Source organism: Roseiarcus sp., from assembly GCF_049514155.1.
Lineage (GTDB): Bacteria > Pseudomonadota > Alphaproteobacteria > Rhizobiales > Beijerinckiaceae > Roseiarcus.
The window spans coordinates 41729-66404 of sequence record NZ_JBEKVH010000012.1 but is presented as its reverse complement, the minus strand read 5'-3'; the positions used below and the strand labels follow the sequence as shown (position 1 = coordinate 66404).

The 24676-nt window shown below is 68.8% G+C and carries 23 protein-coding genes; 15 read left to right on the top strand and 8 right to left on the bottom strand.

The features are described 5' to 3' along the window. Positions 1-346 (top strand): DsbA family protein (locus tag ABSF49_RS03290; RefSeq protein ID WP_424111202.1); only part of this gene is annotated, 346 nt, incomplete at its 5' end. 7 nt (positions 347-353) lie between these two features. Here the strand turns inward: ABSF49_RS03290 and ABSF49_RS03285 are convergent. Further along, complete coding sequence (locus tag ABSF49_RS03285; RefSeq protein WP_424111201.1) at positions 354-1790, bottom strand: DUF2336 domain-containing protein; 1437 nt, start codon at positions 1788-1790, stop codon at positions 354-356. Positions 1791-1858: 68 nt separating this feature from the next. Here ABSF49_RS03285 and ABSF49_RS03280 point away from each other — a divergent pair, with 68 nt between their 5' ends. After that, a complete protein-coding gene (locus tag ABSF49_RS03280; RefSeq protein WP_424111200.1) occupies positions 1859-2356 on the top strand; it encodes a MaoC family dehydratase in 498 nt (165 codons plus the stop codon). Between the two features lie 2 nt (positions 2357-2358). Then, positions 2359-3222 carry an HpcH/HpaI aldolase/citrate lyase family protein gene (locus ABSF49_RS03275; protein ID WP_424111199.1) on the top strand — a complete coding sequence of 288 codons (864 nt, stop codon included), beginning with the start codon at positions 2359-2361 and terminating at the stop codon, positions 3220-3222. A gap of 20 nt (positions 3223-3242) precedes the next feature. On the opposite strand, the gene ABSF49_RS03270 is transcribed toward ABSF49_RS03275, so the two are convergent. Beyond that, positions 3243-3536 carry an acylphosphatase gene (locus ABSF49_RS03270; RefSeq protein WP_424111198.1) on the bottom strand — a complete coding sequence of 98 codons (294 nt, stop codon included), beginning with the start codon at positions 3534-3536 and terminating at the stop codon, positions 3243-3245. Positions 3537-3667: 131 nt separating this feature from the next. Between ABSF49_RS03270 and ABSF49_RS03265 the strand changes: the two genes are divergently transcribed. Continuing rightward, complete coding sequence (locus tag ABSF49_RS03265; RefSeq protein WP_424111197.1) at positions 3668-5032, top strand: MFS transporter; 1365 nt, start codon at positions 3668-3670, stop codon at positions 5030-5032. Here the strand turns inward: ABSF49_RS03265 and ABSF49_RS03260 are convergent. Beyond that, positions 5029-6486 carry a class I adenylate-forming enzyme family protein gene (locus ABSF49_RS03260; RefSeq protein ID WP_424111196.1) on the bottom strand — a complete coding sequence of 486 codons (1458 nt, stop codon included), beginning with the start codon at positions 6484-6486 and terminating at the stop codon, positions 5029-5031. The two genes, ABSF49_RS03265 and ABSF49_RS03260, sit on opposite strands and share 4 nt — an antisense overlap. Before the next feature lie 3 nt (positions 6487-6489). Next, positions 6490-7197: an outer membrane protein gene (locus ABSF49_RS03255; protein WP_424111195.1), complete on the bottom strand. Its 708-nt coding sequence runs from the start codon at positions 7195-7197 to the stop codon at positions 6490-6492. Between the two features lie 428 nt (positions 7198-7625). On the opposite strand from ABSF49_RS03255, the gene ABSF49_RS03250 reads away from it, so the two are divergent. The 11 genes from ABSF49_RS03250 to ABSF49_RS03200 all read left to right on the top strand — a co-directional run bounded on the left by ABSF49_RS03250 (position 7626) and on the right by ABSF49_RS03200 (position 19999). Then, positions 7626-8501: a UDP-2,3-diacylglucosamine diphosphatase gene (locus tag ABSF49_RS03250; RefSeq protein ID WP_424111194.1), complete on the top strand. Its 876-nt coding sequence runs from the start codon at positions 7626-7628 to the stop codon at positions 8499-8501. Further along, a complete protein-coding gene (locus tag ABSF49_RS03245) occupies positions 8501-9526 on the top strand; it encodes a glycosyltransferase family 4 protein (protein ID WP_424111204.1) in 1026 nt (341 codons plus the stop codon). Before ABSF49_RS03250 ends, ABSF49_RS03245 begins: the two co-directional genes overlap by 1 nt. Before the next feature lie 90 nt (positions 9527-9616). Then, complete coding sequence (locus tag ABSF49_RS03240; protein WP_424111193.1) at positions 9617-10798, top strand: MFS transporter; 1182 nt, start codon at positions 9617-9619, stop codon at positions 10796-10798. A 126-nt stretch (positions 10799-10924) separates the two neighbouring features. After that, positions 10925-12187: an alpha/beta hydrolase gene (locus ABSF49_RS03235; RefSeq protein ID WP_424111192.1), complete on the top strand. Its 1263-nt coding sequence runs from the start codon at positions 10925-10927 to the stop codon at positions 12185-12187. 79 nt (positions 12188-12266) lie between these two features. Then, a complete protein-coding gene (gene tal / locus ABSF49_RS03230) occupies positions 12267-13220 on the top strand; it encodes a transaldolase (protein WP_424111191.1) in 954 nt (317 codons plus the stop codon). 297 nt (positions 13221-13517) lie between these two features. Then, entirely contained in the window at positions 13518-14561 is a 1044-nt protein-coding gene (locus ABSF49_RS03225) for a 30S ribosomal protein S2 (RefSeq protein ID WP_424111190.1), read from the top strand. Positions 14562-14646: 85 nt separating this feature from the next. Further along, positions 14647-15540, top strand: a complete 894-nt coding sequence (gene tsf / locus ABSF49_RS03220; RefSeq protein ID WP_424111189.1) for a translation elongation factor Ts — start codon at positions 14647-14649, stop codon at positions 15538-15540. 94 nt (positions 15541-15634) lie between these two features. Continuing rightward, positions 15635-16339 (top strand): UMP kinase, encoded by a 705-nt coding sequence (gene pyrH, locus ABSF49_RS03215; protein WP_424111203.1) that lies wholly within the window; start codon positions 15635-15637, stop codon positions 16337-16339. Between the two features lie 99 nt (positions 16340-16438). After that, a complete protein-coding gene (locus tag ABSF49_RS03210) occupies positions 16439-17728 on the top strand; it encodes an MFS transporter (RefSeq protein WP_424111188.1) in 1290 nt (429 codons plus the stop codon). A gap of 91 nt (positions 17729-17819) precedes the next feature. Then, positions 17820-19148: an MFS transporter gene (locus ABSF49_RS03205; RefSeq protein WP_424111187.1), complete on the top strand. Its 1329-nt coding sequence runs from the start codon at positions 17820-17822 to the stop codon at positions 19146-19148. Then, entirely contained in the window at positions 19145-19999 is an 855-nt protein-coding gene (locus tag ABSF49_RS03200; RefSeq protein ID WP_424111186.1) for a class I SAM-dependent methyltransferase, read from the top strand. The genes ABSF49_RS03205 and ABSF49_RS03200 overlap by 4 nt, the downstream gene beginning before the upstream one ends. Before the next feature lie 9 nt (positions 20000-20008). Here the strand turns inward: ABSF49_RS03200 and murG are convergent, their stop codons facing one another. From murG to mraY, 4 genes are read right to left on the bottom strand one after another with little or no spacing between them, the layout of a single operon-like run. Next, on the bottom strand, positions 20009-21109 hold the full coding sequence (murG, locus tag ABSF49_RS03195) for an undecaprenyldiphospho-muramoylpentapeptide beta-N-acetylglucosaminyltransferase (protein WP_424111185.1): 1101 nt from the start codon (positions 21107-21109) through the stop codon (positions 20009-20011). Then, positions 21106-22248, bottom strand: coding sequence for an FtsW/RodA/SpoVE family cell cycle protein (locus ABSF49_RS03190; RefSeq protein WP_424111184.1), 1143 nt, complete (start codon positions 22246-22248; stop codon positions 21106-21108). The genes murG and ABSF49_RS03190 overlap by 4 nt, the downstream gene beginning before the upstream one ends. Next, entirely contained in the window at positions 22245-23588 is a 1344-nt protein-coding gene (gene murD / locus ABSF49_RS03185) for a UDP-N-acetylmuramoyl-L-alanine--D-glutamate ligase (protein ID WP_424111183.1), read from the bottom strand. The genes ABSF49_RS03190 and murD overlap by 4 nt, the downstream gene beginning before the upstream one ends. A 2-nt stretch (positions 23589-23590) precedes the next feature. Next, positions 23591-24673, bottom strand: a complete 1083-nt coding sequence (gene mraY, locus ABSF49_RS03180; protein WP_424111182.1) for a phospho-N-acetylmuramoyl-pentapeptide-transferase — start codon at positions 24671-24673, stop codon at positions 23591-23593. Between the last annotated feature and the right edge of the window lie 3 nt (positions 24674-24676).

Below are 24676 nucleotides of genomic sequence, written 5' to 3'. Positions count from 1 at the left end.
ACTGATCCGCTGGGCGAGCGTCGGCGACAAGCAGGACACGGTGGTCGAGCGCCTGTTCCGCCTCTATTTCGAGGAAGGCCGCGACATCGGCGACCGCAAGCTGCTGATCGCGGTCGCGCGCGCGTGCGGCATGGACGCCGAATTCGTCGAGAAGCGCTACGCCGACGGAGACGACGTCGATCTGGTTCAGGCGGAGATCGCCCAGGCGCAGGCGATCGGCGTCACCGGCGTGCCGTTCTTCATCTTCGCCTCGCGCTTCGGGGTGCCCGGCGCGCAGGACGCCGATGTGCTCGCCAAGGCGATCGCGCAGGCGCGCGCGGCTCAATCCGGCGTCGAGGTCGCGTGATCCCCTCTCAAGCCGCCTCGGCGAGCGCGGCGAGCATGTCGGGAGGCAACTGCACTGGCGGCGCGGCGGTCGCCTCGTCTTCGCCCTCGGCAAGCGACAGTTCGACCGGCGGCGCGAGCGGAGATTCCAGCCGCGCCGGCGCTTCAACCAGCGGGGCGTCGAATTCTTGGAGCGCCGCGGCGACCGCCTCGATCAGCAGCGGCGCGTAATTTGGCCGGTCGATCCGCGGCGGCGGGGCGCTCCAGGCGTCGTCGGCGTATTCGCGCGCGCGCGCGCGCGTCGCCTCCGAAGCGAAACGCCACAGCAACGCCAATATCGGCCCCTGCCCGACCTCGGCGCGCGCCTCGCACGCGGCGATCACGTTCTCGCACAGAGTGCGCGAGATGCGGTCGCCGCGCGGCGGATCGGCGACATTGAGCGCGAGCAAGGCGGCGCGGAACGCCGGCAGAAACGGCGCCGGCAGTTGCGCCCTGGCGTAGAGCGCCGCGAACCCCTGGCTCTTCGGCGCGCGGGCGAGCGCCGCGGCGCGGCGCGGCGCGATCCCGGAAAGTTCGCTCAGGGCGAGCGCAAAGAAGTCGCGGTCGCCGCCGAGCAGCGCCCGCATCAGCACCGCGACGGTCAACGTGCCGCCTGCGCGCATGCGTCGCGCAAGCTCGGCGAGTTCGGCGCGTTCGGCGTTGCTGGCGATGGTCGCCGTCGCCTGCTCGCGCGCGTCGCGGGCGATGCGCTGGGCGCGCTCGGCGGAGAGCCAGTCGCAGTGCGTGGCGAATGCGGCCAGCCCACGCGCGGTCGCGGCGGCAAGCTCATTGCGCAGCGCCGGCGGCAGATCGGCGCGCGACGCCAACGCGTCGCGGACCTCGCAATCGTCGCCAAAGCGCCCGAACATTCGCCACAGCGCGCTCGGCCTGACATCGGCGTCGAGATTGTCGGCAAGCGCGATCGCCGCCTCGCGGCGGCCGACTTCCGCCAGCGCCGCCGCGATTCCCGCCGCCAGGCGTGGCCGCCGGGCGATGGCGGTCTGCGCGGCGGCGTCGCCGGACGCGGCGAAATCGACGAGCTCGGCCTCGGTCAGCAGCGGCGAGCGGCCGAGCACCACCCCGGCGACGTCGGATTGGTCGGCGGCGAGCGCCAGCACGATTGGGCGCGGCGCTTCGAACGCGCCGGCGAGCGCCTCGGCGAGCGCCCGGCGCACCAAGGCCGATGGGTCGTCGAGCACGGTGGCGAGGCCAAGCTCGGCTTCGGCGCGCTCGTCAGCCGGAAGATCGGAGTAGAGGTAGGCCCGCGCCAGGGCGCTCGCCGCCTCGGCGCGCTCCCCCGCGTCGGCCCGTTGCCTCCAGGCGAGGAATCGGCGCACGATCCCGGGCTCGCCGGCGCAAAGCGCCAGCGGCCGTTCGGCGACCGTTTCGACGGCCCCGAAGGGCGGCTCGGCGGCTTCGGCGAGCATTTGCATCGCCTATTCATCGCCGATTTAAGGTAAACGCGCGATTAAGACGCCGGCCGAGGAGTTAGGAAATGGCCGATATGCACGCAACCCATCCGCGCGGCGGACTCTATTTCGAGGATTTCGAGGTCGGGAGGGTCTTCCGCCACCGCCTGACCCGAACCGTCAGCCAGATGGACAACCTGTTGTTTTCGAGTCTGACGCTCAATCCGCAGCCGCTGCACATCGACGCCCATTTCTGCGCCACAGAGACCGAGTGGGGACAGCCGCTGATGAATTCGCTGTTCACTCTCGGCCTGTTGATCGGCATTTCGGTCAACGACACGACGCTCGGCACGACCATCGCCAATCTCGGCATGTCCGAGGTCAAGTTTCCCGCGCCGTTGTTCGAGGGCGACACGGTCAGCGCGACGACGGAGGTGACGGCCAAGCGCGCCTCGAAGTCGCGCCCCGACGCCGGCCTGATCGAATTCCTGCACCGCGCCTTCAAACAGGACGGAACTCTGGTCGCCGAATGCCGCCGCACCGCGTTCATGCGGCGGCGGCCGCTGGCGACGACGGCGGTCTGACCATGCGCTCGCTGCTCTTCGTCCCCGGCGACGACGACAAGAAGCTCGCCAAGGCGCTGACGAGCGGCGCCGACGCGCTGATCGTCGACCTCGAGGATTCGGTCGCCGAGGCCCGCAAACCGGCGGCGCGCACTTTCGCCGCCGCCTTCGTCGCCGAGGCGCGCCGGCTCGCAACCCGCCCAAGGCTCTACATTCGGGTCAACGCGTTCGCCAGCGGGTTGACCGCGGCCGATCTCGACGCGGTGATCCCCGCCGCTCCCGACGGCGTGGTCCTGCCCAAATGCCGCGGCGGCGCCGACGTGCAGCGGCTTGGCGCGAATCTCGCGGTGCGCGAGGCCGAGCACGGCCTCATCGACGGCTCGACCCGCATCGTCGCCATCGCCACCGAGTCGGCGCGCGCGCTGTTCGGCTTCGCCAGCTATCGCGGCGCGAGCGGCCGGCTCGAGGGCCTCGCCTGGGGCGGCGAGGATCTGTCGGTCGATATCGGCGCCGAGACGAACCGCCTGCCCGACGGCGCCTATGCCGCGCCATACGCGCTGGCGCGGACGCTGACGCTGGTCGGCGCGGTCGCCGCGGAGGCGCGCCCGATCGACGCCGTCTATACCAACTTCCGCGATCTCGACGGGTTGCGCGCCGAAGCGCTCGCCGCCCGCCGCGACGGCTTCCTCGCCAAGATGGCGATCCACCCGGCGCAGGTTCCGATCATCAACGAAGTCTTTTCCGTTTCGCCCGAGGCGATCGCCCGGGCGCGGGCGGTCGTCGCCGCGTTCGAGGCGGCGCCGGGCGCCGGGGTCGTCGCGCTCGACGGCGAGATGCTCGACCTGCCGCACCTGAAGCGGGCGAAGCGGCTGCTCGATTCGGCGTGAGGCCGAGCGGCGCGCCCCGTTCAGATCGTTCCGCGGATCTCAAAACCGATCGGGCGTTCCGTCTCGTTGATCGAAACGATGCGGAAGTCGAGCACATGCGCGCCGAGCGGTCCGCGCCTCAGTTCCGCGAGCGCAGCCTCGATCCGGTCGGCAGGCCCGGCGACCAGCATCTCGACCGCCCCGTCGCGATGGTTGCGCACCCAGCCGGCGACGCCGAAGCGCAGCGCGATCCGGCGCGCGAAGTGGCGGTAGCCGACGCCCTGGACGTGGCCCTCGACGACGATGCGCCAGACCAGCAGCGGCTCCTCGCTCATCAGGATCGTCTTTCCTCCGGCTGCCCCAACCGCCGTCCCGCGGGGCTTCGCCTGCGCGGAACCGAAGTTTCGCAGCAGGCGTCAATCGCGTAGCATGCTAAAGGAAACGATTGTTCATCACCAAGAGACCCATGGCCAGCGTCCAAGTCGTCGATGTGGCTGATTTCATCGATCGGCGACAGCTCTCGCTGTTCCAGGTCTTGGTCGTCGCCATCTGCTTTCTCATTGTCGCCATCGACGGCTTCGACGCGACCGTGATGGGATTTCTCGCCTCGTCGATCCGAACGGAGTGGGGGCTAACGCCGACGCAACTGGCGCCGCTGTTGGCCGCCAGCCTCTTCGGCCTGCTGGCTGGCGCGATCATTTTCGGCCCGTTGTCGGACAGGTTCGGCCGCAAGACGATTCTATTGTTGTGCGTCGCGCTGCTTGGGGCCGCCAGTCTGGCCGCGTCAGCCTCGCCTTCGCCGCCAATGCTGATCGCGCTGCGCTTTCTCACCGGCCTCGGAATGGGCGGCGCGATGCCAAACTGCGTGACTCTGACCTCCGAGTATTGCCCACAGAAGCATCGCCTCGCGCTCGTCACTGCAATGTATTGTGGCTTCGCCGTCGGTTCCGCGCTCGGCGGCTTCGCCTCGGCGCATCTGGTCGTCGCCTATGGTTGGCGGTCGCCATTGGCGGTGGGCGGGGTTCTGCCGCTCGCCCTGCTGCCGATCGCCGCGTGGGTATTGCCCGAGTCGGCTCGGTTCTTGGCCCTGCGCAATCCGGCTGACCCGCGCATCGTCTCAGCGCTGCGACGCATTGCGCCGCGCGAGGCGATTGCGCCTGCCCTTTACGCGCATGCGGAGCGCGAACCGGCTGCGCCGATCGGCCGTCTTTTTGCGCCCGATCTCGCGTTTGGCACTTTGATGCTGTGGTCGACGTTCTTCGTCAGCCTCTTGACCATATATCTCTTGTCGAGTTGGCTGCCGCTGATCCTGCAGAGCGTCGGCGCCTCGCTTCCGGCGTCATTCGTCGTCACCAGCATGTTTCAGGTCGGTGGAACGCTCGGCGCGATCCTGCTCGGCGTCCTGATGGACCGGTTCAATTCCGCCTACGTCCTGGCGATCAGCTACGCCTTCGGTGGCGCGCTGGTGGCGACGATCGGCGCGTTGCCCTACTCGCCGATCCTGTTCGGGAGCATCGTCTTCGGCGCGGGCCTATGCATCTCCGGCTGTCAGATCGGCGTCAACGCCGTCGCAGCGACCTTCTATCCGACCGACTGCCGCGCAACCGGCGTCGGCTGTGCGCATGGCGCTGGCCGGCTCGGCGCGATCGTCGGCTCGATGGCGGGGGCGGCCGTATTGTCGACCGGGGTATCCCTCGCGGTCGCCTTCGCCGCCATCGCCATGCCGACGCTGTTTGCCGCCGCGAGCCTCTACGCGCTGGGCCGGCGGCGCGCGGGCGAAGGACGAGCGCTTGGCGTTCTGCGACAGCCGCAAAACTACAGGACGCGCTAACCGATAAGCGACCGCTTCACCTCGTCGCGGCGAATCTTGCCCATCTGCGTTCGCGGCAACGACTCGACGGCGAAGACGCGCGCCACTTCCAGGCCGCGCGCGGCGCACCAATTGATCAGCGCCTTCTCGGCGATCGCCGCGCGCGTCACCACGGCAAGATTGACTTCCTCGATTCCGTCCGCTCCGACAGCGCCGAAGGCGGCGGCCTCGGCGACGTTCGGGTGGCGCAGAACGAGTTCCTCGATCAACTCCGGCGCCCGCTTGACGCCTCCGGTATTGATGATTTCCGACGCGCGCCCCTCGAGGATCAGCATCCCTTCCTTGGTCAGGCGGCCGCGATCGCCAGGATAGAACGAGCCGCCGCGCAGACTGGGATGCTCGTCCTTCGGCCTTGGCGGATAGGGCTCGCCCATCGCCAGCGTGCGCACGCGCACGAGGCCAACGGTCTCCGACGGCGCCAGACGATCTTCAGCGTCGACGACTTCGATCGTCGCTCCGGGCAGCGGAAAACCGGTTGCGCCTTCTTCCTCCATCAGCAGGTCGGCCGGCGTCGAGGCGATGGGGCCGGTCTCCGTCGCGCCATAATGAACGATTGTCCGCGAACACAGCCAGGCGCGCGCTTCGTTCAGCAACGCGCGCGTCGGCAGCGCGCCGGTCACCAGCAGCGCGCCAAGCGAAGGGCATGGGATCGGCGCCCTTCTCTGCTCGCGGATCAAATCGCGCGCCTGCTGCACCGAGGCGACAATCGCGTCGACACGGTAGGCCGCCGTCATCTGCAGCGCTTCGCGCGCCGATTCAGCGCAGACGATCGTCCCGCCGGTCGACAGGACGCGCGCGGCGACGCGAAAGCCCAGGCCGCCGCTGATCCGCGGCAGAACGAGCACGCGTCCGCGCACGCCCAGGCTCTCCGCCGTGATCTGCGCCGCAAGGCGCTGCTGAAAACCCGCGACGGTCGTCGAAACCGCTTTCGGCGCGCCGGTCGACCCGGAGGTCACCTCAATGCGACAGAGGTCGTCCTCCCGAGCGAAGCCGCGCGCCGCGTTCGCCGCGAGCCGTGGCCCGGCGAACCAAGATTCGTCGACCAAAATACGGTTGAGGCCAGGAGTCAGGGCGCCGCCGGCGTCTTGAAAGTAGGTCCGCACCGGCAGCCGGAGCGCGATGACGCTTTCGGCAGTCTCGCCCGACACGCTGGGCACGCCGAGACGGAAGAGCGCCGCAACCAGGATCAGGTGTCGGATCGGGCTCGCCAGCGCGACGCAGACGACTTCGCCCGGCGGAAGGTTCACGGCGCGAAGGCGCTCCTCGACGCGCAGGATTCCCTGCGCGATCATGTCGTAGGTGGCCAGCCGGTCGGGAAGGATGACGGCGGGCTGCTCAGGAAGCAACCGCGCTTGAGAGACAATGCCGTCGGTGAAGGTCGAAGGCGCCTCGCTCGGCGACGGCGCCTCCTCCATCGCTTAGAACCGGTAGTTGAGGCCGACGCGGGCGAGCTGGGCGGAGTCCTTGAACTTGAAGGCGTATGTGGCGCCGTCCGTGACGCTCTTCGTCACGTCCGGAAACTGCATATAGAGGTACTCGGCCTTGACCGACCAGTGATTGTCGATCGCGTATTCCACGCCGCCGCCGATCGTCCACCCCGTCGCCTCGCTGCCGCGGCTCACAGGAAGCGGCGGCGTGTAGCCCGTATCACTGAGCTTGTTCGTCAGATCTGCAAAGACGACGCCGCCCGTCACGTAGGGCAGGAAGCGATCGAAAGCGATGCCGAACCGCGCACGCAAGTCGGCAAAGAATGGCAGGCTCGCCGAATGAACCGGCTGCCCCGCCCCGCTGCCGCCCAGCACCCCGCCCCTGCTGGCGCTGGCGCTCGTCCCATCGAGGTCGCCCTCGACGCCGACGACGAAGCTCTGAATCTGATAATTGTATCCCGCCTGCAAACCGCCGACGACCCCCGTGGGGTTGAGCGTGTCGGTTCCGCCATTGTAAAAGTGGCAGCAGTTACCACCGAGATCCTGGACGCTGTCCGGGTCGAAGACGGCGCCGATGTTGCCGCCGATGTAGAAACCCGTCCACGAGAATGGGGCGACGACCGGCATCGGCGCCGGCGGCGGCCCCTTCATGGTCGGCAGGTCGGCGGCGAGAGCGCCAGAAGCGAAGGCGGCGCACAACGCCGTAGACGCCAAGAGAGAATGCTTCATCGGTCGGCCCCCGTCTTGCGCAAAAGCAACGCACCTTTCGCACTTCTAATCTTTAGCCGCCTGCAAGTCTATTGCCCAACTTAAGCGCGGCCGCCCATCGCCGACCAAGCTCAAGATTGCGGCGCATTCCCCCGACGTCCACAATTTTGGCCAACATACTGACCTTCCAGTACTTTCCGGCTCAGCGCATCGCGCCGCGACATGCGCCTGGACGCGGCGGACGACTGTGGCGGCGGCGTCACACACCGGCGAAATCCGCTTCGCGAAATCGCAAGCAGCCGCGGCGCGCCGCTAGCGCTCTGTCCTCGCTCCCTGCTCAACCTGTTGTCACGCCCGCGACATGAGAATCTGCGCAAGGAGAACGCAAACTGGTTCCGCTCGCGACCCACGAGGCTGGCGTGGCAAAATCCGAAGACACGACCCGGCGTTACCGGACGATCTTTCTCTCCGACCTTCACCTCGGCACGCGCGGCTGTCAGGCCGAGCTGGCGCTCGACTTCCTGCGCCATAACGAGGCCGACACCTACTTCCTGGTCGGCGACATCCTCGACGGCTGGCGGATGCGCAGCGGCTGGTACTGGCCGCAGGCGCACAATGACGTCGTTCAGAAACTGCTGCGCAAGGTGCGCCGCGGCGCGCGGATGATCTTCGTGCCCGGCAACCACGACGAATTCGCCCGCCAGTTCGTCGGCCTCTCGTTCGGCGGCATCGAGATCGTCCGCAACGCGATCCACGTCGCCGCCGACGGCAAGCGCTATCTCGTCATGCACGGCGACGAGTTCGACGTCGTCGTGCGCCATTCGAAGTGGCTCGCCCACCTCGGCGACTGGGCCTACGACGTGGCGCTGTTCCTCAACACCCGCTTCAACGACGTCCGCCGCCTGTTCGGCTTCAACTACTGGTCGTTCTCCGCCTGGGCCAAGCTCAAAGTGAAGAACGCGGTCAATTTCATCGGTTCGTTCGAATCCGAGCTCGCGCGCGAAGCCAAGCGTCACGGCGTCGACGGCGTCGTCTGCGGCCACATCCATCACCCGGCGATCCGCGAGATCGACGGCGTCACTTATGTCAACACCGGCGACTTCGTCGAATCCTGCTCGCTGGTCGTCGAGCACGACGACGGCAGGCTCGAAGTGATGCGGTGGTCGAAGACGTTCGCCGCGGCGCGCCGCGAGCGCGAGCAGGACGCCCGCCTCGCCGCGCCGGTCGAGGAGGTCGCGTCGGTCGCCGCGATTGCGGCGGACGCCGAGGTGGAGGCGGAAGCGGAGGCGGCTTGATCCGGATTCTCGTCGCCACCGACGCCTGGCGGCCGCAAGTCAACGGCGTCGTCCATACGCTCGAGCGCATGTCGGCGGCGGCGCGCGAGCTCGACGCCGAGTTCGTCTTCCTGACGCCGCAGGGCTTTGCCTCCCTGCCGCTGCCGACCTACCCCGACATCCGCCTCGCGCTCGCTCCTCCGTGGGAGGTCTCGCGACGCATCGACGCCGCGGCCGCCGACCACATCCACATCGCCACCGAGGGACCGATCGGTTGGGCGGCGCGCCGCCATTGCCGCAAGCGCGGGCGCTTGTTCACCACCAGCTATCACACCCGATTTCCCGAATATATCGCCGCGCGCACCCGCCTGCCCGAGGCCGTCTCCTACGAGGCGCTGCGACGCTTCCATGCGCCCGCCGCGGCGACGCTCGCGCCCACCCTGTCGATCCGCAACGAGCTGACGCGTCGCGGCTTCGAAAAGGTCAAGGTGTGGACGCGCGGGGTCGACCATGGCCTCTATCGGCCGCGCTCGCGCGATGCGCTCGACCTGCCGCGGCCAATCTTCCTCAGCGTCGGTCGGGTCGCCGTGGAGAAGAATCTCGAGGCGCTGCTGCAGCTCAAGCTGCCGGGATCGGTGGTCGTCGTCGGCGAAGGGCCGGCGCGCGCCGGCCTCGAGCGGCGCTTCCCGCACGCGCATTTCCTCGGCGCGCTGCACGGCGAAGCGTTGGCGCGGGTCTACGCCAGCGCCGATGTGTTCGTCTTCCCCTCGAAGACCGACACATTCGGCATCGTGCTGGTCGAAGCGTTGGCGAGCGGCATCCCGGTCGCCGCCTATCCGGTCGCCGGGCCGCTCGACGTGATCGGCGAAAGCGGCGCCGGCGCGCTCAACGACGATCTTGGCGCGGCCTGTTTGGCCGCCCTCGAGATTCCGCGCGAGAAGGCGCGCGAGCATTCGCTGCGCTTCACCTGGCGCGAGAGCGCGCGCCAGTTTCTGCAGCATATCGAGACCTGCCGCGCCGCCGTGCGGATCGGCCAGCCGGCCTGACGCGCGCTTCGACGCTTGATCGCGACGCGATCGTCCCCTATCCAGCGACCCTTTGCGCAGCGCCGCAGCGGCGCTGGGATGGAGCCCGCCATGACGCCGTCCGACGAGCCGACGCTTTCGCCGCGCCTGACGGCCCTGTTCGCCGCCGCCTGCGGGGTCATCGTCGCCAACATCTACTACGCGCAGCCATTGATCGCGCCGATCGCCGCCGAGCTCGGCCTGCCGCCGCGCAGCGCCGGACTGATCGTCACGCTGACCCAGCTCGGCTACGGCGCCGGCCTGCTGCTCATAGCTCCGCTCGCCGACCTGGTCGAGAACCGTCGCCTGACGCTGGCCGCGATCGCGCTCGCTGCGCTCGGTCTTCTCGGCGCAGGGCTGTTGCACGGTCCGGCGGCGTTTCTCGCCTGCGCGCTGCTGATCGGCTTCGGCTCGGTCGCGGTCCAGGTGCTGGCGCCGCTCGCCGCCCATTTCGCGCCGGCGGCGCGACGCGGCCGCGTCGTCGGCGACATCGCGATGGGAATCATGCTCGGCATCATGGCGGCGCGGCCGGCCGCCAGCTTCCTCGCCGCGGAAACCTCTTGGCGTACGGTCTTTTTCGCCGCCGCCGCTCTGATGGCGCTGACCGCGGCGGCGCTGGCGGTCGGCCTGCCGCGACGGCAGCCAGAGTCTCGCGTCGGCTATGGAGCGCTGATGGCGTCGCTGATCGGGCTCGCCGCGCGGACGCCGGTGTTGCAGCGGCGCGCCTTCTATCAAGCCTGCCTGTTCGCCGCCTTCTCGTTGTTCTGGACGACCGTTCCGCTGTTCCTCGCCGACGCCTTCGGGTTGGGCCAACGCGGCATCGCGCTGTTCGCGCTCGCTGGAGTCTCCGGCGCGGTGGCCGCGCCGCTGTCCGGTCGCCTCGCCGACAGCGGCCATAGCCGAGCGGTGACGGCGTTGGCCCTGGTTGTCGCGGCCGTCGCCTTTCTCATCGCCAATCTCGCCCCCGCCGGCGCCCCGATGGCGCTCGCGCTGCTGGTCGCGGCGGCGGTGCTGCTCGATTTTGGCGCGCAGGCCCACCTGGTCGTCGGGTTCCGCGCCATATTCGCGCTCGGCGGCGAATCGCGCGGTCGGCTCAATGGCCTCTACATCGCGAGCTTCTTCCTGTTCGGCGCGCTCGGTTCGGCGCTCGGCGCCTGGGCCTACGCCGACGGCGGCTGGCGGCTGGCGAGCGCGATCGGCCTCGCCTTTCCAGTCGTCGCGCTCGCGGCCTTCGCGTTCGAACGACAGCGTTGACGCGGGCGGGGCGGCGCCACGCCGGCCGCTCCGTCTCACTCTCGCCACATGCGTGGCGGAAGGGACCGTGCTAAGTCGCGCTGCGCCTGCGGGGCCGCAGCGACCAAGCGGGAAAGTCTGATAGCGATGGCTTGGCTGCGTGGCGCCTCGATTGGGCTTGTTTTTCTTGGTCTCGTCGGCCTCGCCGGGCTGACGCTGTCGGGCTGCGAGACCGACCTTGCCGGCGCTTTCGGCGGACCGGCCGTCGCGGCGACGACGGCTCGGCCGGTGCAGGTTTTCGTCGCCTCGACCCGCAAAGCCGAACACGGCGCGGCGTCCCAGGTGCTGTCGTCCGACGGCGTCCACTACGCGCTCGACATCCTCACGATCCCGCCCGGCCATCACGCCGGATCGATTGAAGAGCCGATGTTCGGCGCCGCCAACGCGCGCGACCACATCGTTCTCGCCCAGGAGCGGACGCTCGATTCCGAAGAATTCAAGTCCGAGCTTGCTTCGCATGTTTCCGGCCGCATCGGCGTCAACCGCGACGTGCTCGTCTTCGTCCACGGCTTCAACACCCCATTCGACGAGGCGCGCGACCGCACCGCGCAGATTGTGGCCGACAGCCGGTTCGGCGGCGTCGCCGTGCTGTTCACTTGGCCGACCAAGCACGAACTGTTCGGCTACGTCTCCGACAAGGACAACGCCACCGCCTCGCGCGACGCGTTGCAAGCGCTGCTGCAAGACGTCAGTGCGACGCCCGGCGTCGGCAAAGTCCACGTGCTCGCCCATTCGATGGGCGGTTGGCTGGCGATGGAGGCTTTGCGCCAGGAGGCGATCGCCGGCGATCGCGACCTCTCCGGCCATCTCGGCGATGTCATGCTCGCCTCGCCCGACATCGACATGGACGTCTTCGCCGGGCAGATGGCGCGCCTGAGACCAGCAAACGTCACCGTCTTCGCCACCGCCAACGATCGCGCGCTGTCGCTCTCCAGCGCCATCGCCCAGTCGCGCCAGCGGGTCGGCGCGATCAACCCGTCGAAGCCCGAGGACCGCGAGCGGCTCGAGGCGCTCGGCGCCAAGGTCTACGACCTCACCAATTTCTCCGACGGCTTCATCGACCACGGCGCCTATGCCGACGCGCCCGACGTGCTGCATGCGATCGGCGCGCAGATGGCGACGCCGCGGCCGCAGGACGCCAACACGATGTCGAGCATCGACGCGAGCGGCTACATCGATCCGTCGGCGCCCCCCGCCGCCGTTCCGACGCCCGCAGCGACGCCGGGTCAGGCGTCGGCGGTGACCGCGGCGCCGCTCCCGGCGGGGACGCCTGTCCCTGCCGCAACGCCAGCTTCCGTTGCGACGCCGCAGGCCGCCGCTCTTCCCGCGCCGACGGCGACGGCGAATTGAACGGTTCGCCGCAGAGGCGGCCCTTGCCCCCGCGCCCCGCTGCGCCCCATATTCAACTCGCGACTTTCGGAGCCCGGCCATGACGAGCAAGCTCGACCAATTGCGGACCATGACGACGATCGTCGCCGACACCGGCGACATGGAATCGATCCGCGCCTACCAGCCGACGGATTCGACCACCAACCCGACCCTGATCTTCAAGGCTGCGCAGCTTCCCGCCTACAGCTATCTGTTCGACGAGGCGGTCGGCTGGGGCCGCAAGACTGGGGCGTCGCCCGTGGCGGTGACCGAGCGGCTGATCATCGACTTCGGCGCGGAACTGACGCGCATCGTTCCCGGCCGGGTCTCGACCGAGGTCGACGCGACGCTGTCGTTCGACGTCGCCGCCACGATCGCCAAGGCGCGTGAAATCATCGCCGCCTACGCCGAGCGCGGCATCGGCCGCGAGCGCATCCTGATCAAGATCGCTTCGACCTGGGAGGGCGCGCAGGCCGCCGCCACGCTGCAGCGCGAGGGCGTCGACTGCAACATGACGCTGTTGTTCTCGCTGGCCCAGGCGGTCGCGGCCGCCGACGCCGGCGCATTCCTCATCTCGCCGTTCGTCGGCCGGATCTTCGATTGGCACGTCAAGGCGGGCGGCGGTCCCTACACCGGGGACACTGACCCCGGCGTAACGTCGGTGCGGTCAATCTACGCCTACTACAAGACCCACGGAATCAAGACGGTCGTCATGGGCGCGTCGTTCCGCAACACTGGCGAGATCGAAGCGCTCGCCGGCTGCGATCGGCTGACCATTTCGCCCGACTTGTTGCACAAGCTCGCCGACGACAGCGGCATGCTCGCGCGCCGACTTTCGCCGCAGGCCCCCGGCCCGGCGCCGGCCAAGATCGCCCTCGACGAAAAGAGCTTCCGTTGGCTCATGAATGAGGACGCAATGGCGACCGAGAAGCTTGCCGAAGGCATCCGCGCTTTCGCCAAGGACCTCGCCTCGCTGCGCGAACTGGTGTCGCGCAAGCTGGCGCTGGCGGCGTAGTTGCGCGACGTCGCGGCGCGCCTCGACAAATACACATGTTTATTACGTGTAATTGTCTCGAGACACCCAGCGTCGGCGACCAACGCTAGGCCGCGCGTGATTTGGCGCCTAGCGCTTTGAAATCGCGGCGACGCCGACCAAACCTGTCGCGGCCCTTGCCTTTGGCGGCCGCCTCCCTTATAGCCGCGGCCATTCCACAGGCGGATTTCTGCGCGCCCTGCTTCAAGGGTTCGCTCCGGTGGCCGGGTTCGCCCGGCCGACATGATCCGCCGAGGCTCAACCGGAAAGGACACCGCAGTGTCGCTGCCTGATTTCACTATGCGCCAACTCCTCGAGTCCGGCGCGCATTTCGGCCACCAGTCGCATCGCTGGAACCCGAAGATGGCGCCGTACATCTTCGGCACGCGCAACTCGATCCACATCATCGATCTCGCCCAGTCGGTGCCGCTGTTGCACCAGGCGCTGAAGGTTGTATCCGACACGGTCGCCAAGGGCGGCCGCGTGCTGTTCGTCGGCACCAAGCGCCAGGCCGCCGAGGAGATCGCCGAAGCCGCCAAGCGCTCGGCGCAGTATTTCGTCAACTCGCGCTGGCTCGGCGGCACGCTGACCAACTGGAAGACCATCTCCGGTTCGATCGCGCGGCTGCGCAAGCTCGACGAGCAGCTTGGCGAAGGCGCCAAGGGCCTGACCAAGAAAGAGCGTCTGATGATGTCGCGCGAGCGCGACAAGTTGGAGAAGGCGCTAGGCGGCATCAAGGACATGGGCGGCGTCCCCGACCTCGTCTTCGTCATCGACACCAACAAGGAAGCGCTGGCGATCAAGGAGGCCAACCGGCTCAAGATTCCGGTTTTCGCCATCCTCGACACCAATTGCGATCCCGACGGAATCACTTATCCGGTGCCCGCCAACGACGACGCGGCCCGCGCCATCAATCTCTACTGCGACCTCGTCGCGCGCGCGGCGATCGACGGCATCTCGCGCAGCCAGGGCGCGGCGGGCATGGACGTCGGCGCGGCCGAAGCGCCGATCGCGGAGGCCCTGCCCGAACCGACCGCCGCTGGCGAGACGGATGCCGCCGGCGAGATGGAACCGGCGACCTCGACCGACCGGTTCGAGCTGCTCGCCGCGCCGCGCGGCGCGCCCGACGACCTCGCCAAGCTGACCGGCGTCGGCCCGCAGATCGTCAAGAAGCTCAACGAGCACGGCGTCTTCCACTATTGGCAGATCGCCGCGATGACCAAGGACGAAGCCGACAAGCTCGACGCCGACCTCAAGTTCAACGGTCGCGTCGCCCGCGACAATTGGGTCGACCAGGCTCGCACGCTGCTCGCATCGGCGTGATTTCTCTCTCCCGCAAACGGGAGAAAGGCGCGCAACGGGGCGCAACTCCGCCGCTCCATTCGATTTCATTCTGGGGAATACTGCCATGGCCACGATTAGCGCCGCGCTGGTGAAAGACCTGCGCGAGAAAACCGGCGCGGGCATGATGGATTGCAAGACCGCGCTCGGCGAGACCGGCGGCGACATCGAAGCCGCCATCGACTGGCTGCGCAAGAAGGGTCTCGCCAAGGCGGCCAAGAAGAGCGGCCGCGTCGCCGCCGAAGGCTTGGTCGGCGTCGCGGTCGAAGCCAATCTCGGCGTCGTCGCCGAGGTCAATTCCGAGACCGACTTCGTCGCCCGCAACGACGACTTCCAGTCGCTGGTCCACGGCGTCGTCGCGGTCGCGCTCGACAAGGCGCCCGACATCGACGCCGAGTCGGTCAAGGGCGCGCATTATCCCGGCGGCGGCACGGTCGCCGACGCGATCGCCAACGCCGTCGCCACTATCGGCGAGAACATAACGCTGCGCCGGGCCGCCGGACTGCACGTGTCCAACGGCGTCATCGGACACTACGTCCACAGCCAGCTCGTCGACGGGCTCGGGCGCATCGGCGTGATCGTCGCGCTTGAATCGACCGGCGCGGCGGAGCCGTTGCGGGCGCTCGGCCGCCACGTGGCGATGCACGTCGCTGCGGCGAGTCCGCTCGCTCTCGATCCGGCCGGCGTCGACCCGGCGACGATCGCCCGCGAGAAGGCGGTGCTGGCCGACAAGAACGCCGGCAAGCCGCCGCACGTGCTCGAGAAGATCGTCGAGTCGGGCCTCAAGACCTTCTACAAGGAGGTCTGCCTGCTCGATCAGGCGTATGTCCACGACCCCGCCAAATCGGTCGCCCAGGCGGTCAAGGAGGCGGAGAAGAGCGTCGGCGCGCCGATCGCCGTCAAAGGCTTCGTTCGCTTCGCGCTCGGCGAGGGCGTCGAAAAACCGGCCGAAGAAGGGTAAACTTCCGAATCGAGCGGGCGGCCTGCGGGCCGCCCTTTTCTTAGGGGCCGACGACAGGAGACGAGCGTTGACCGACCGCGCGCGCGAAAAGCCGATGTTCGACCGGGTCGTCGTCAAGCTGTCGGGCGAGGCGTTGATGGGGCCGGACCCGTTCGGCCTCAATGCGCCGACGGTGCAGCGCATCAGCGCCGATCTCAAGGCCGCCTCCGAGCTCGGCGTCCAGGTGGCGGTGGTGGTCGGCGGCGGCAATTTTTTCCGCGGCCTGCTCGGCGCCGAAAAGGGCATCGAACGCGCCCGCGCCGACTCGATCGGCATGCTCGCGACCGTGATGAACGCGCTGGCGATGGAGGGCGCGCTCGAGCAGCTCGGCCAGCCGGCCCGCGTGCTGTCGGCGGCGGCGATGCCATCGCTGTGCCAGCCCTATTCGCGCCAGGCGGCGCTCGGCCATCTCGTCAAGGGACGGGTCATCGTGCTCGCCGGCGGCACCGGCAATCCGTTCTTCACCACCGACACCGGCGCCTCGTTGCGCGCCTGCGAGCTCTCCGCCGGGGCGGTGATGAAGGCGACCCAGGTCGACGGCGTCTACACCGCCGATCCGAAGCGCGACCCCAACGCCAAACGCTACGACCGCCTCACCCACGACGAAGCGATCGCCCGCAACCTGCAGATCATGGACACCGCCGCCTTCGCGCTGGCGCGCGACAATGGCATCCCGATTGTCGTCTTCTCGATCAACGAGCCCGGCGCGATTCGCGCCGCCCTGCTCGGCCAGGGCCGCGCGACCTACGTCATGCCGTGACCCCAGTCCGTGGTCACGACCGCGTGAAAGGCGCTTGGATCGGACGACGAATGGCTTAGGATCGCTTCCAGCGCCCAACGCGGCGAGGGAGGACTGTCCATGGGGCCCGCTTCGCCACGGCACGGGAAGATTCGCACCGTCGTCCAAGTGACGAGCGGCAATTTCCTGGAGATGTTCGACTTTTTCTTGTTCGGCATCTACGCCGACTATATCGGCAAAGCTTTCTTTCCTAACGAAAGCCAATTCGTTTCCCTCATGTCGGCGTTCCTCAGCTTCGCGGCGGGCTTCGCGATGCGTCCGATCGGCGCACTCGTTCTCGGCCCCTACATCGACCGGATCGGCCGCCGCAAGGGGCTGATCGTCACGCTCTCAATCATGGCCTGCGGCACAGTGCTGATCGCCTTCGTGCCCGCCTACGCCACGATCGGCCTTGCGGCGCCGCTGCTGGTGGTGACCGGGCGGCTGTTGCAGGGCTTCTCCGCCGGGGTCGAACTCGGCGGCGTGTCGGTTTACCTCTCCGAAATGGCGCCGCCGGGACAGAAGGGATTCTACGTCAGCTGGCAATCGGCGAGCCAGCAGGTCGCGATCGTCGTCGCCGCGCTGATCGGTTTCGCCATCGCCAAATTGATGGCGCCGGCCGACGTCGCGGCCTGGGGATGGCGCATTCCGTTCGTCATCGGCTGCCTGATCGTGCCGCTGCTGTTCGTGCTGCGCGCCTCGCTGCAGGAGACGGAGGAATTTCTCGCCCGCGTTCATCATCCGAGCTTCGCGGAAATCACGCGTACGCTGACCGCCAATTGGGCCGTGGTCGTCGGCGGCGTCGGCATGGTGGCGATGACGACCGTGTCGTTCTACCTGATCACCGTCTATACCCCCTCCTTCGGCAAGAATGTCCTGAAGCTCGCCGCGTCCGACAGTCTCCTGGTGACCATCGCAGTCGGCGCCTCGAACTTCTTCTGGCTGCCGATTTCCGGCGCGCTCTCCGACCGGATCGGCCGCCGGCCCATCCTCGTCGCCACGACTCTGCTGACGCTCGCCACCGCCTATCCCGCCCTGTCCTGGCTGGTCAGCGACCCGACGTTCGGCAAGATGACGCTGGTCGAGCTTTGGCTGTCGGCGCTCTACGGCTGGTACAACGGCGCGATGGTCGTCGCGCTGACCGAAGCCGTGCCGGCGAACGTACGCACCTCGGGCTTCGCGCTGGCTTACAGCCTCGCCACGACGCTCGGCGGCTCGTCGCTGGCGATCTCGACCTGGCTGATCCGCGAGACCGGCGACAAGGCCTCGCCGGGCTACTGGATGAGCTTCGCCGCGTTGTGCGGTCTCGCGGCCACCTTGTTCATTTATGCGGGCCGGGCGCGGCGCGCTGTCGCGGCTGCGCCGGCGTAATGGCCACAAAGCAGTTGCGCGGCAAAGAAAACGGCGCTCAACTGACGCAAGAGCTTTCGGTCGTAAACGAAAGCCACGGGAGAGGATTCCGATGGACGACAACGACGTCGAACGACGCGTCACGGCCAAGGTCGCCTGGCGTTTCGTGCCGTTTCTCGTGCTTTGCTACTTCATCGCCTATCTCGACCGGGTCAACGTCGGTTTCGCCAAGCTGACGATGGACGCCGACATCGGCATCACCGACACGATGTTCGGCTTCGGCGCCGGCGTGTTCTTCCTCGCCTATTTCCTGTTGGAGGTGCCGTCCAATCTCGTGCTCGACCGCGTCGGGGCGCGGCGTTGGATCGCGCGCATCATGTTCTCCTGGGGGCTGATCTCCGGCGCGATGGCCTTCATCCCGGCGATCGCCAAGGAAACCGACTTCAGCGGCGAGCACACGTTCTACTTCCTGCGCGTGCTGCTCGGCTTCGCCGAGGCGGGCTTCTTCCCCGGCATCATCTTCTTTCTGACGCTGTGGTTCCCCGCCGCCTATCGCGCGCGCATCATCGGCTATTTCATGGCTGCAATCCCGCTCTCCTCGGCGCTCGGCTCGCCGGTCTCCGCTTCGCTGCTCGGGCTCGACGGCGCGCTCGGCTTCAAGGGCTGGCAATGGCTGTTCGTCGCCGAGGCGGCGCCGGCGCTCGTGCTCGCGATCGTCACCTTTTTCTACCTCACCGACCGGCCGGCCGACGCGCATTGGCTCGAGGCGGAAGAGCGCGAGTGGCTGATCGACCGGCTCGCGGCTGAGGACAACGCGCGTGTTCACGTTTCGCCGGCCAGCGTGCTGCGCAGCCTCTACGACCCCCGCGTGCTCGCCGCTTCGCTGATCTATTTCGGCGTCGTCGCCGCGCTCTACGGCGTCGGCTTCTGGCTGCCGTCGATCGTCAAGGGTTTCGGCGTGTCGATCGCCCTCACCGGTTGGATCACCGCCATTCCCTACGCCGTCGGCTTCGTCGGCATGATCCTGTGGGGCATGAGCTCGGACTCGAGTATGGAGCGCATCGGCCACCTTTCGATCGCGCTGGCGATCGCCGCGATCGGCATCGGCGCCTCGGCGGCGCTCGACGATCCGCTGCTGAAGATGGTCGCGCTGACCTTCGGCGCCTTCGGCGTCTTCGCCTCGCTGCCGATCTTCTGGACCCTGCCGACGGCGATCCTCTCCGGCGCCACCGCGGCGGCGGGCATCGCGGCGATCAATTCGATCGGCAACCTTTCCGGCTATTTCGGCCCGTTCGTCATCGGCTGGATCAAGGATGCGACCGGATCGTTCGCCTGGGGCCTGGCCGCGGTCGCCGCCTGCGCTGCGGCGGCGCTGGTCATCGCCCTGGCGTTGGGACATGATCGCCAACTCGAGAAGGCTCCCGAAAAAGCGCGATTGTGAAGACGGACACCGCGGACAATTCCGAGCAGATCGCATTCTGGAACGGCGCCGCCGCGCGGCGCTGGCTCGACCTCGACGCCAAGCAGGACGTCGTATTCGCGCCGATCACGGAGGCGCTGTTCGAACGCGCCCGGCTCGCCGCGGGCGAGCGGGTCCTCGACGTCGGATGCGGCGGCGGCGGCACGACGATCGAGATCGCCCGCCGCGTTGGTCCGAGCGGGCGCGCGGTCGGCCTCGACGTCTCGGGACCGATGCTGGAGGCGGCCCGCCGGCGCGCGTCGCCCGAATCGCCAATCGCGTTCATCCTCGCCGACGCCGCCACCCACGTTTTCGCGCCGGCGTCGTTCGACGCACTCGTCTCGCGCTTCGGCGTGATGTTCTTCGCCGACCCTACCGGCGCCTTCGCCAATCTGCGCGGCGCGCTCAGGCGCGGCGGACGGGTCGTCTTCACCTGCTGGCGCGCGGCGAAGCTCAATGCCTGGCAGATGACGCCTCTGAGAGCGGCGCTGCGCTGCGTTCCGCGCCTGCCCGAACGCGGTCCTGAGGACCCTGGCCCTTTCTCGTTCGCCGACGAGGCCCGCGTGCGGCGCGTCCTCGATCGCGCCGGCTTCGTCAAAGTCGAGCTCGCCGCACTCGATCTCGAGATCGATATCGCCGCCGGCCTAGGTTTCGAATCGGCGGTGACGACGACGCAGTCGATTGGCGCGGCAAGTCGAGCGATGGAAGGGCGGCCGGACCACGAGCGCGCCGCCGCCGTGGCGGAGATCCGCGCCGCGCTGGCCCCGCTGCGCCGCGGCGACACGCTGCCGCTCGGGGCCGCGGTCTGGATCGTCGAAGCGGTCAATCCGTAGGTCTTGCGCTCAGGTCGGCCGGGCGATCTCGAGCACGACGTCGGCGAGACGGTCGGCGGCGTTGGCGACGCCGACGGACTGGGCGGCGGCGGCGGCTTTGCCGAGCGCCGCCGGGTCGGCGAGCGCGCCGCGCAGCAGGTCGGCGAGCCGCTGCGGCGTGAACTCGGCCTGCGGCAGAACGGTCGCCGCGCCGGCGGCGGCGAGGATCGCGGCGTTGGCGGCCTGATCCTGATCGAGCGCGTGCGGGAACGGCACCAGGATCGACGGCCGACCGATGACCGCGAGCTCCGACACGGTCGAAGCGCCGGATCGGCCGACGACGAGATGCGCGCCGGCGATCCGCGCCGGCAGGTCGGCGAAGAATTCGGCGAGCTCGACCGGAAACTGCAGCGCGGCGCAGGCGTCGGCGACGCGCCCGTTGTCCTCGCCGCGCGCCTGCATCGTCAAACGGATGCGCGCTCGCTCCTCGGCGCTGAGCAGCGCCAGCGCCGCCGGAACGACGTCGGCCATCACGCGCGCGCCTTGGGAGCCGCCGGTGACCAGGAGATGCAGGCAGCCGTCGTCGAAGCCGGGATAGGGCGTCGTAGCGGCGGCGATTGCCGCCGGGCGCACCGGATTGCCGGTGTAGCGCGACTTGGCGGCGAGTGCGGCGGCAAGCCCCTTGATCTCGGGAAATCCAGTCGCGATGCGCGACACGCGCGGGGCGAGAAAGCGATTGGCGCGGCCGACGACCGCGTTCTGCTCGTGCAGCACGCTCGGCGCGCCCAGCAGCCACGCGGCGAGCAGCGGCGGCACTGTCGGATAGCCGCCGAAGCCGACGACTGCGCGTGGCTTCAGCCGCGGCAGCAACGCCAGCGCCGCCAGAAGGCCGAGGCCGAGCACGAGCGTCGCGCGCGCCTTGTTGAGCGCGCCCGCGCCGGTGGTGGTCGCGGCGGGAAGGCTGTGGATCGCGTCGACGGGAATTTCGCCGCCGTACTTGAGCGCGCGCGCGTCGGTGACGAGCTCGACCGCGGCGCCGCGCTCGCGAAGCGCGGCGGCGAGCGCGACGGCGGGGAAGAGATGGCCGCCGGTGCCCCCCGCAGCGAGCAGGATCGGCCGGGGTCTGGTCACGCCGCCTCCGCCGTCCGGGCGCCGAGAACCGCGAGCGGCCGCCTGCGCGTGAGCGCGATGAGGAAGCCCATGCCGAGGCCGAGCGCGACCAGCGACGAGCCGCCGTAGGAGATGAACGGCAGCGTCATGCCTTTGGCGGGAATCGCGCGCAGGTTGACCGCCATGTTGATCCAGCTCTGCACGCCGAACATCAGCGTCAGGCCGGCGGCGGCGAAGCGGCAGAACGGATCCTCGTTGCGCAGCGCCAGCCACAGGCCGCGAACGACGATGAAGCAGAAGAAGGCGATCAGCGCCAGACAGGCGATCATGCCGAATTCCTCTCCGGTGACCGCGAAGACGAAGTCGGTGTGCGCATCGGGCAGGATGCGCTTGTACACGCCCTCCCCTGGCCCGCGGCCAAACCAGCCGCCCGAGAGAATGCTCTGCAGCGCCGTGTCCACCTGGAAGGTGTCGACGACCCCGCCGACCGAGTCGGGATCGAGGAACCGCAACACGCGTTCATGCACGTGCGGCGACAGCTTGAACGCGGCGAAGCCGCCGACCACGCCGGCGCCCCCCAAGCCAAACACCCAGAACCAGTGCAGCCCGGCCATGAAGAACAGCGCCGCCCAGACCACCGAGATCAGCATCGTCTGGCCGAAGTCGGGTTCGAGGATCAGCGGGACGATGGTCACTGGCAACAGCAGCAGCGCGAACAGCTTGCCGGCGAGCGTCGGCGCTCCGACCCGACCGCCCTCGGCGAAGGCCCAGGCGCACAGCACGACGAAAGCCGGCTTGACGAATTCCGACGGCTGCACGCCGCCGATCCACCGCCGCGAGCCTTTGACCTCGACCCCGAACATCAGCGCCAGGACGACCAGCGCCAGGCTGACGGCGAAGACGATCAGGGCTGTGCGGCGCACGCCGCGTGGCGTCAGGAACGAGACGCCGATCATCACCGCGGCCGACGGCGCGAGCAGCTCCGCCTGACGGTTGACGAAATGGAAGGTCGACAGGTTGAGTCGCTCGGCGACCGCCGGGCTGGCGGCGAGCGCCATCACCAAGCCGAACACCATCAGGGCGAAGAAGGATCCCAGCAGCCAGGGATCGACGGTACGAAACCAGTCGGCGACGGGCCCGCGCTCGGCTCTCGACATCATCTCCCGCTCCTTTGTCCCGTCTCAGACGCGGCGGCGATGCGCGCGGCGACCAGTGCGCGGAAGCGATCGGCGACCGGCTCGGCCGCGGCGCTCGCTAGCGCATCGCGCGCGGCGGCGGCGACCGCGTTCTCCAGCGTCCCGCAGCGCTCGAACGCGACCGCGCCCTCGAGCGTACGCGCGAATTCGTCGCTTGCGGCGCCGATCAGATAGGCCTTCGCGACGCGTGGAAAATGCGGCCGCAGCGGCTCGACGCCGCCGGCCTTGGCCTTGCCGCCGAGGATCCAGAAGATATCGTTGAAGCTCAACAACGCCTTTTCCGCCGCATCGGCGTTGGTCGCCTTGGAGTCGTTGACGAACAGCACGCGGCCGAGCCGCCCGACCTGCTCCATGCGGTGGGCAAGGCCGGGGAAACTCGCCATCGCCCGCGCGATCTCGGCTCCGCTCACGCCCAGCGCGCGCGCCGCGGCGAAAGCGAAGGCGGCGTTCTGGCCGTTGTGGACCCCGCGCAGCGCCGGCGCCTGCCTGAGATCGACGCGTTCAGGCTCGCCGCGCGCAACGACGAGGCGATCCTCGACCCAGACGTCGGCGAGCGGCGACGGCACGGCCGAGATCGTCACGACGCGCCGCCCCGCCGCGCCCAGTCGCTCGGCGACTGCGCGGCAATAGTCGTCGTCGACCCCGACCAGCGCCACGTCGGACCGCGCGACCAGGCGCTCCTTGATCGCAGCGTAATTTTCCATTGTTCCGTGCCGGTCGAGATGATCGGGCGTCAGATTGATTAGCGCGCCGACCGTCGGCTTGAGCGACGGCGCGAGATCGATCTGGAACGTCGAGCATTCGACGACGTGGACTCGCGAGAGCGCCGGCGGCGGCAGATCGAGGATCGGCACGCCGATGTTGCCGCCCATCGCGACGTCGCGCCCCGCTTCGCGAAGAACGTGGGCGATCAAGGCGGTGGTGGTCGACTTGCCGTTGGTGCCGGTGATCGCGACCAGCGGCGCCTCGGGCGCGCGGGCGGCGCGCTCACGCGCGTAGAGCTCTATGTCGCCGATGACCGCGACGCCGGCGTTTGTCGCCTTGTCGACTGTCCAGTGCGGTTTGGGATGGGTGAGGGGCACGCCCGGCGCGAGAACCAACGCCGCGAATCCGCGCCAGTCGGCGGCGGCGAGATCGACCGGCGCGAAGCCCGCCGCGACGGCGCGCTCGCGCGCCTTCGCGTCGTCGTCCCAGGCCGCGACCTCGGCGCCGCCGGCGACGAGCGCGCTGAGCGTCGACAGGCCCGAGCCGCCGAGGCCGAACAGCGCGACGCGTCGACCGCGAAAGGTTTCGACCGGCGTCATCGTCACCTCAGCTTCAGCGTCGCGAGGCCGATCATCGCCAGCACGAAGGCGATGATCCAGAAACGCATGACGATCTGCGGTTCTGACCAGCCGAGCTGCTCGAAATGATGGTGGATCGGCGCCATCTTGAACACGCGTTTGCCGGTGAGCTTGAACGACGCGACCTGCACCACCACCGACAGCGCCTCGATGACGAACAGCCCGCCGATGATCGCCAGCACGAACTCGTGCTTGATCGCCACCGCGGTCACGCCGAGCAGGCCGCCGAGCGCGAGCGAGCCGGTGTCGCCCATGAAGATCTGGGCCGGCGGCGCGTTGAACCACAGGAAGCCGACGCCCGCGCCGATCAGCGCGCCGCATATCACCATCAGGTCGCCGGCGTAGGGGACGTGATTGAGCAGCAGGTAACGCGAATAGAGCACGTTGCCGGCGAAATAGGCGATCAGCCCGAGCGTCGCGGCGGCGATCATCACCGGCACGATCGCCAGTCCGTCGAGCCCGTCGGTGAGGTTGACCGCGTTGCCGAAGGCGACGATGACGAACGGGCCGAACAGCAGGAAGCCCCAGCCGAGGTCGACGACGTAGCCGTTGTAGAACGGCAGCGCCAGCGAGGTCGCGCCGACCGCGCCGACGCGCATCAACCCGTAGCAGGCGACAAAGGCGATCGCGAACTCCGCCGCCAGGCGCGCGCGCCCGGAGAAGCCGAGATGCGACTGCTTGGTCACCTTGAGATAGTCGTCGTAAAAGCCGATCGCCGCGAAGCCGGCGGTGACGAACAGCACGATCCAGACATAGGGGCTTTCGAGGCTCGCCCACAGCAGCGACGAGGCGAACAGGCCGAACAGGATCATCAGGCCGCCCATCGTCGGCGTGCCCTTCTTGGTCAGCAGGTGCGAAGCCGGCCCGTCGGCGCGGATCGGCTGGCCCCTGCCCTGTCTCAAGCGCAACGCCGAGATGATCATCGGCCCGAAGAAGAAGACGAGCAGCAGCCCGGTCGTCGCCGCGCCGAGGGTGCGGAAGGTCAGATAGCGGAAGAGGTTGAAGACGCCCGCGACGTGTGAAAGATCGGCCAGCCAGGTCAGCATCGA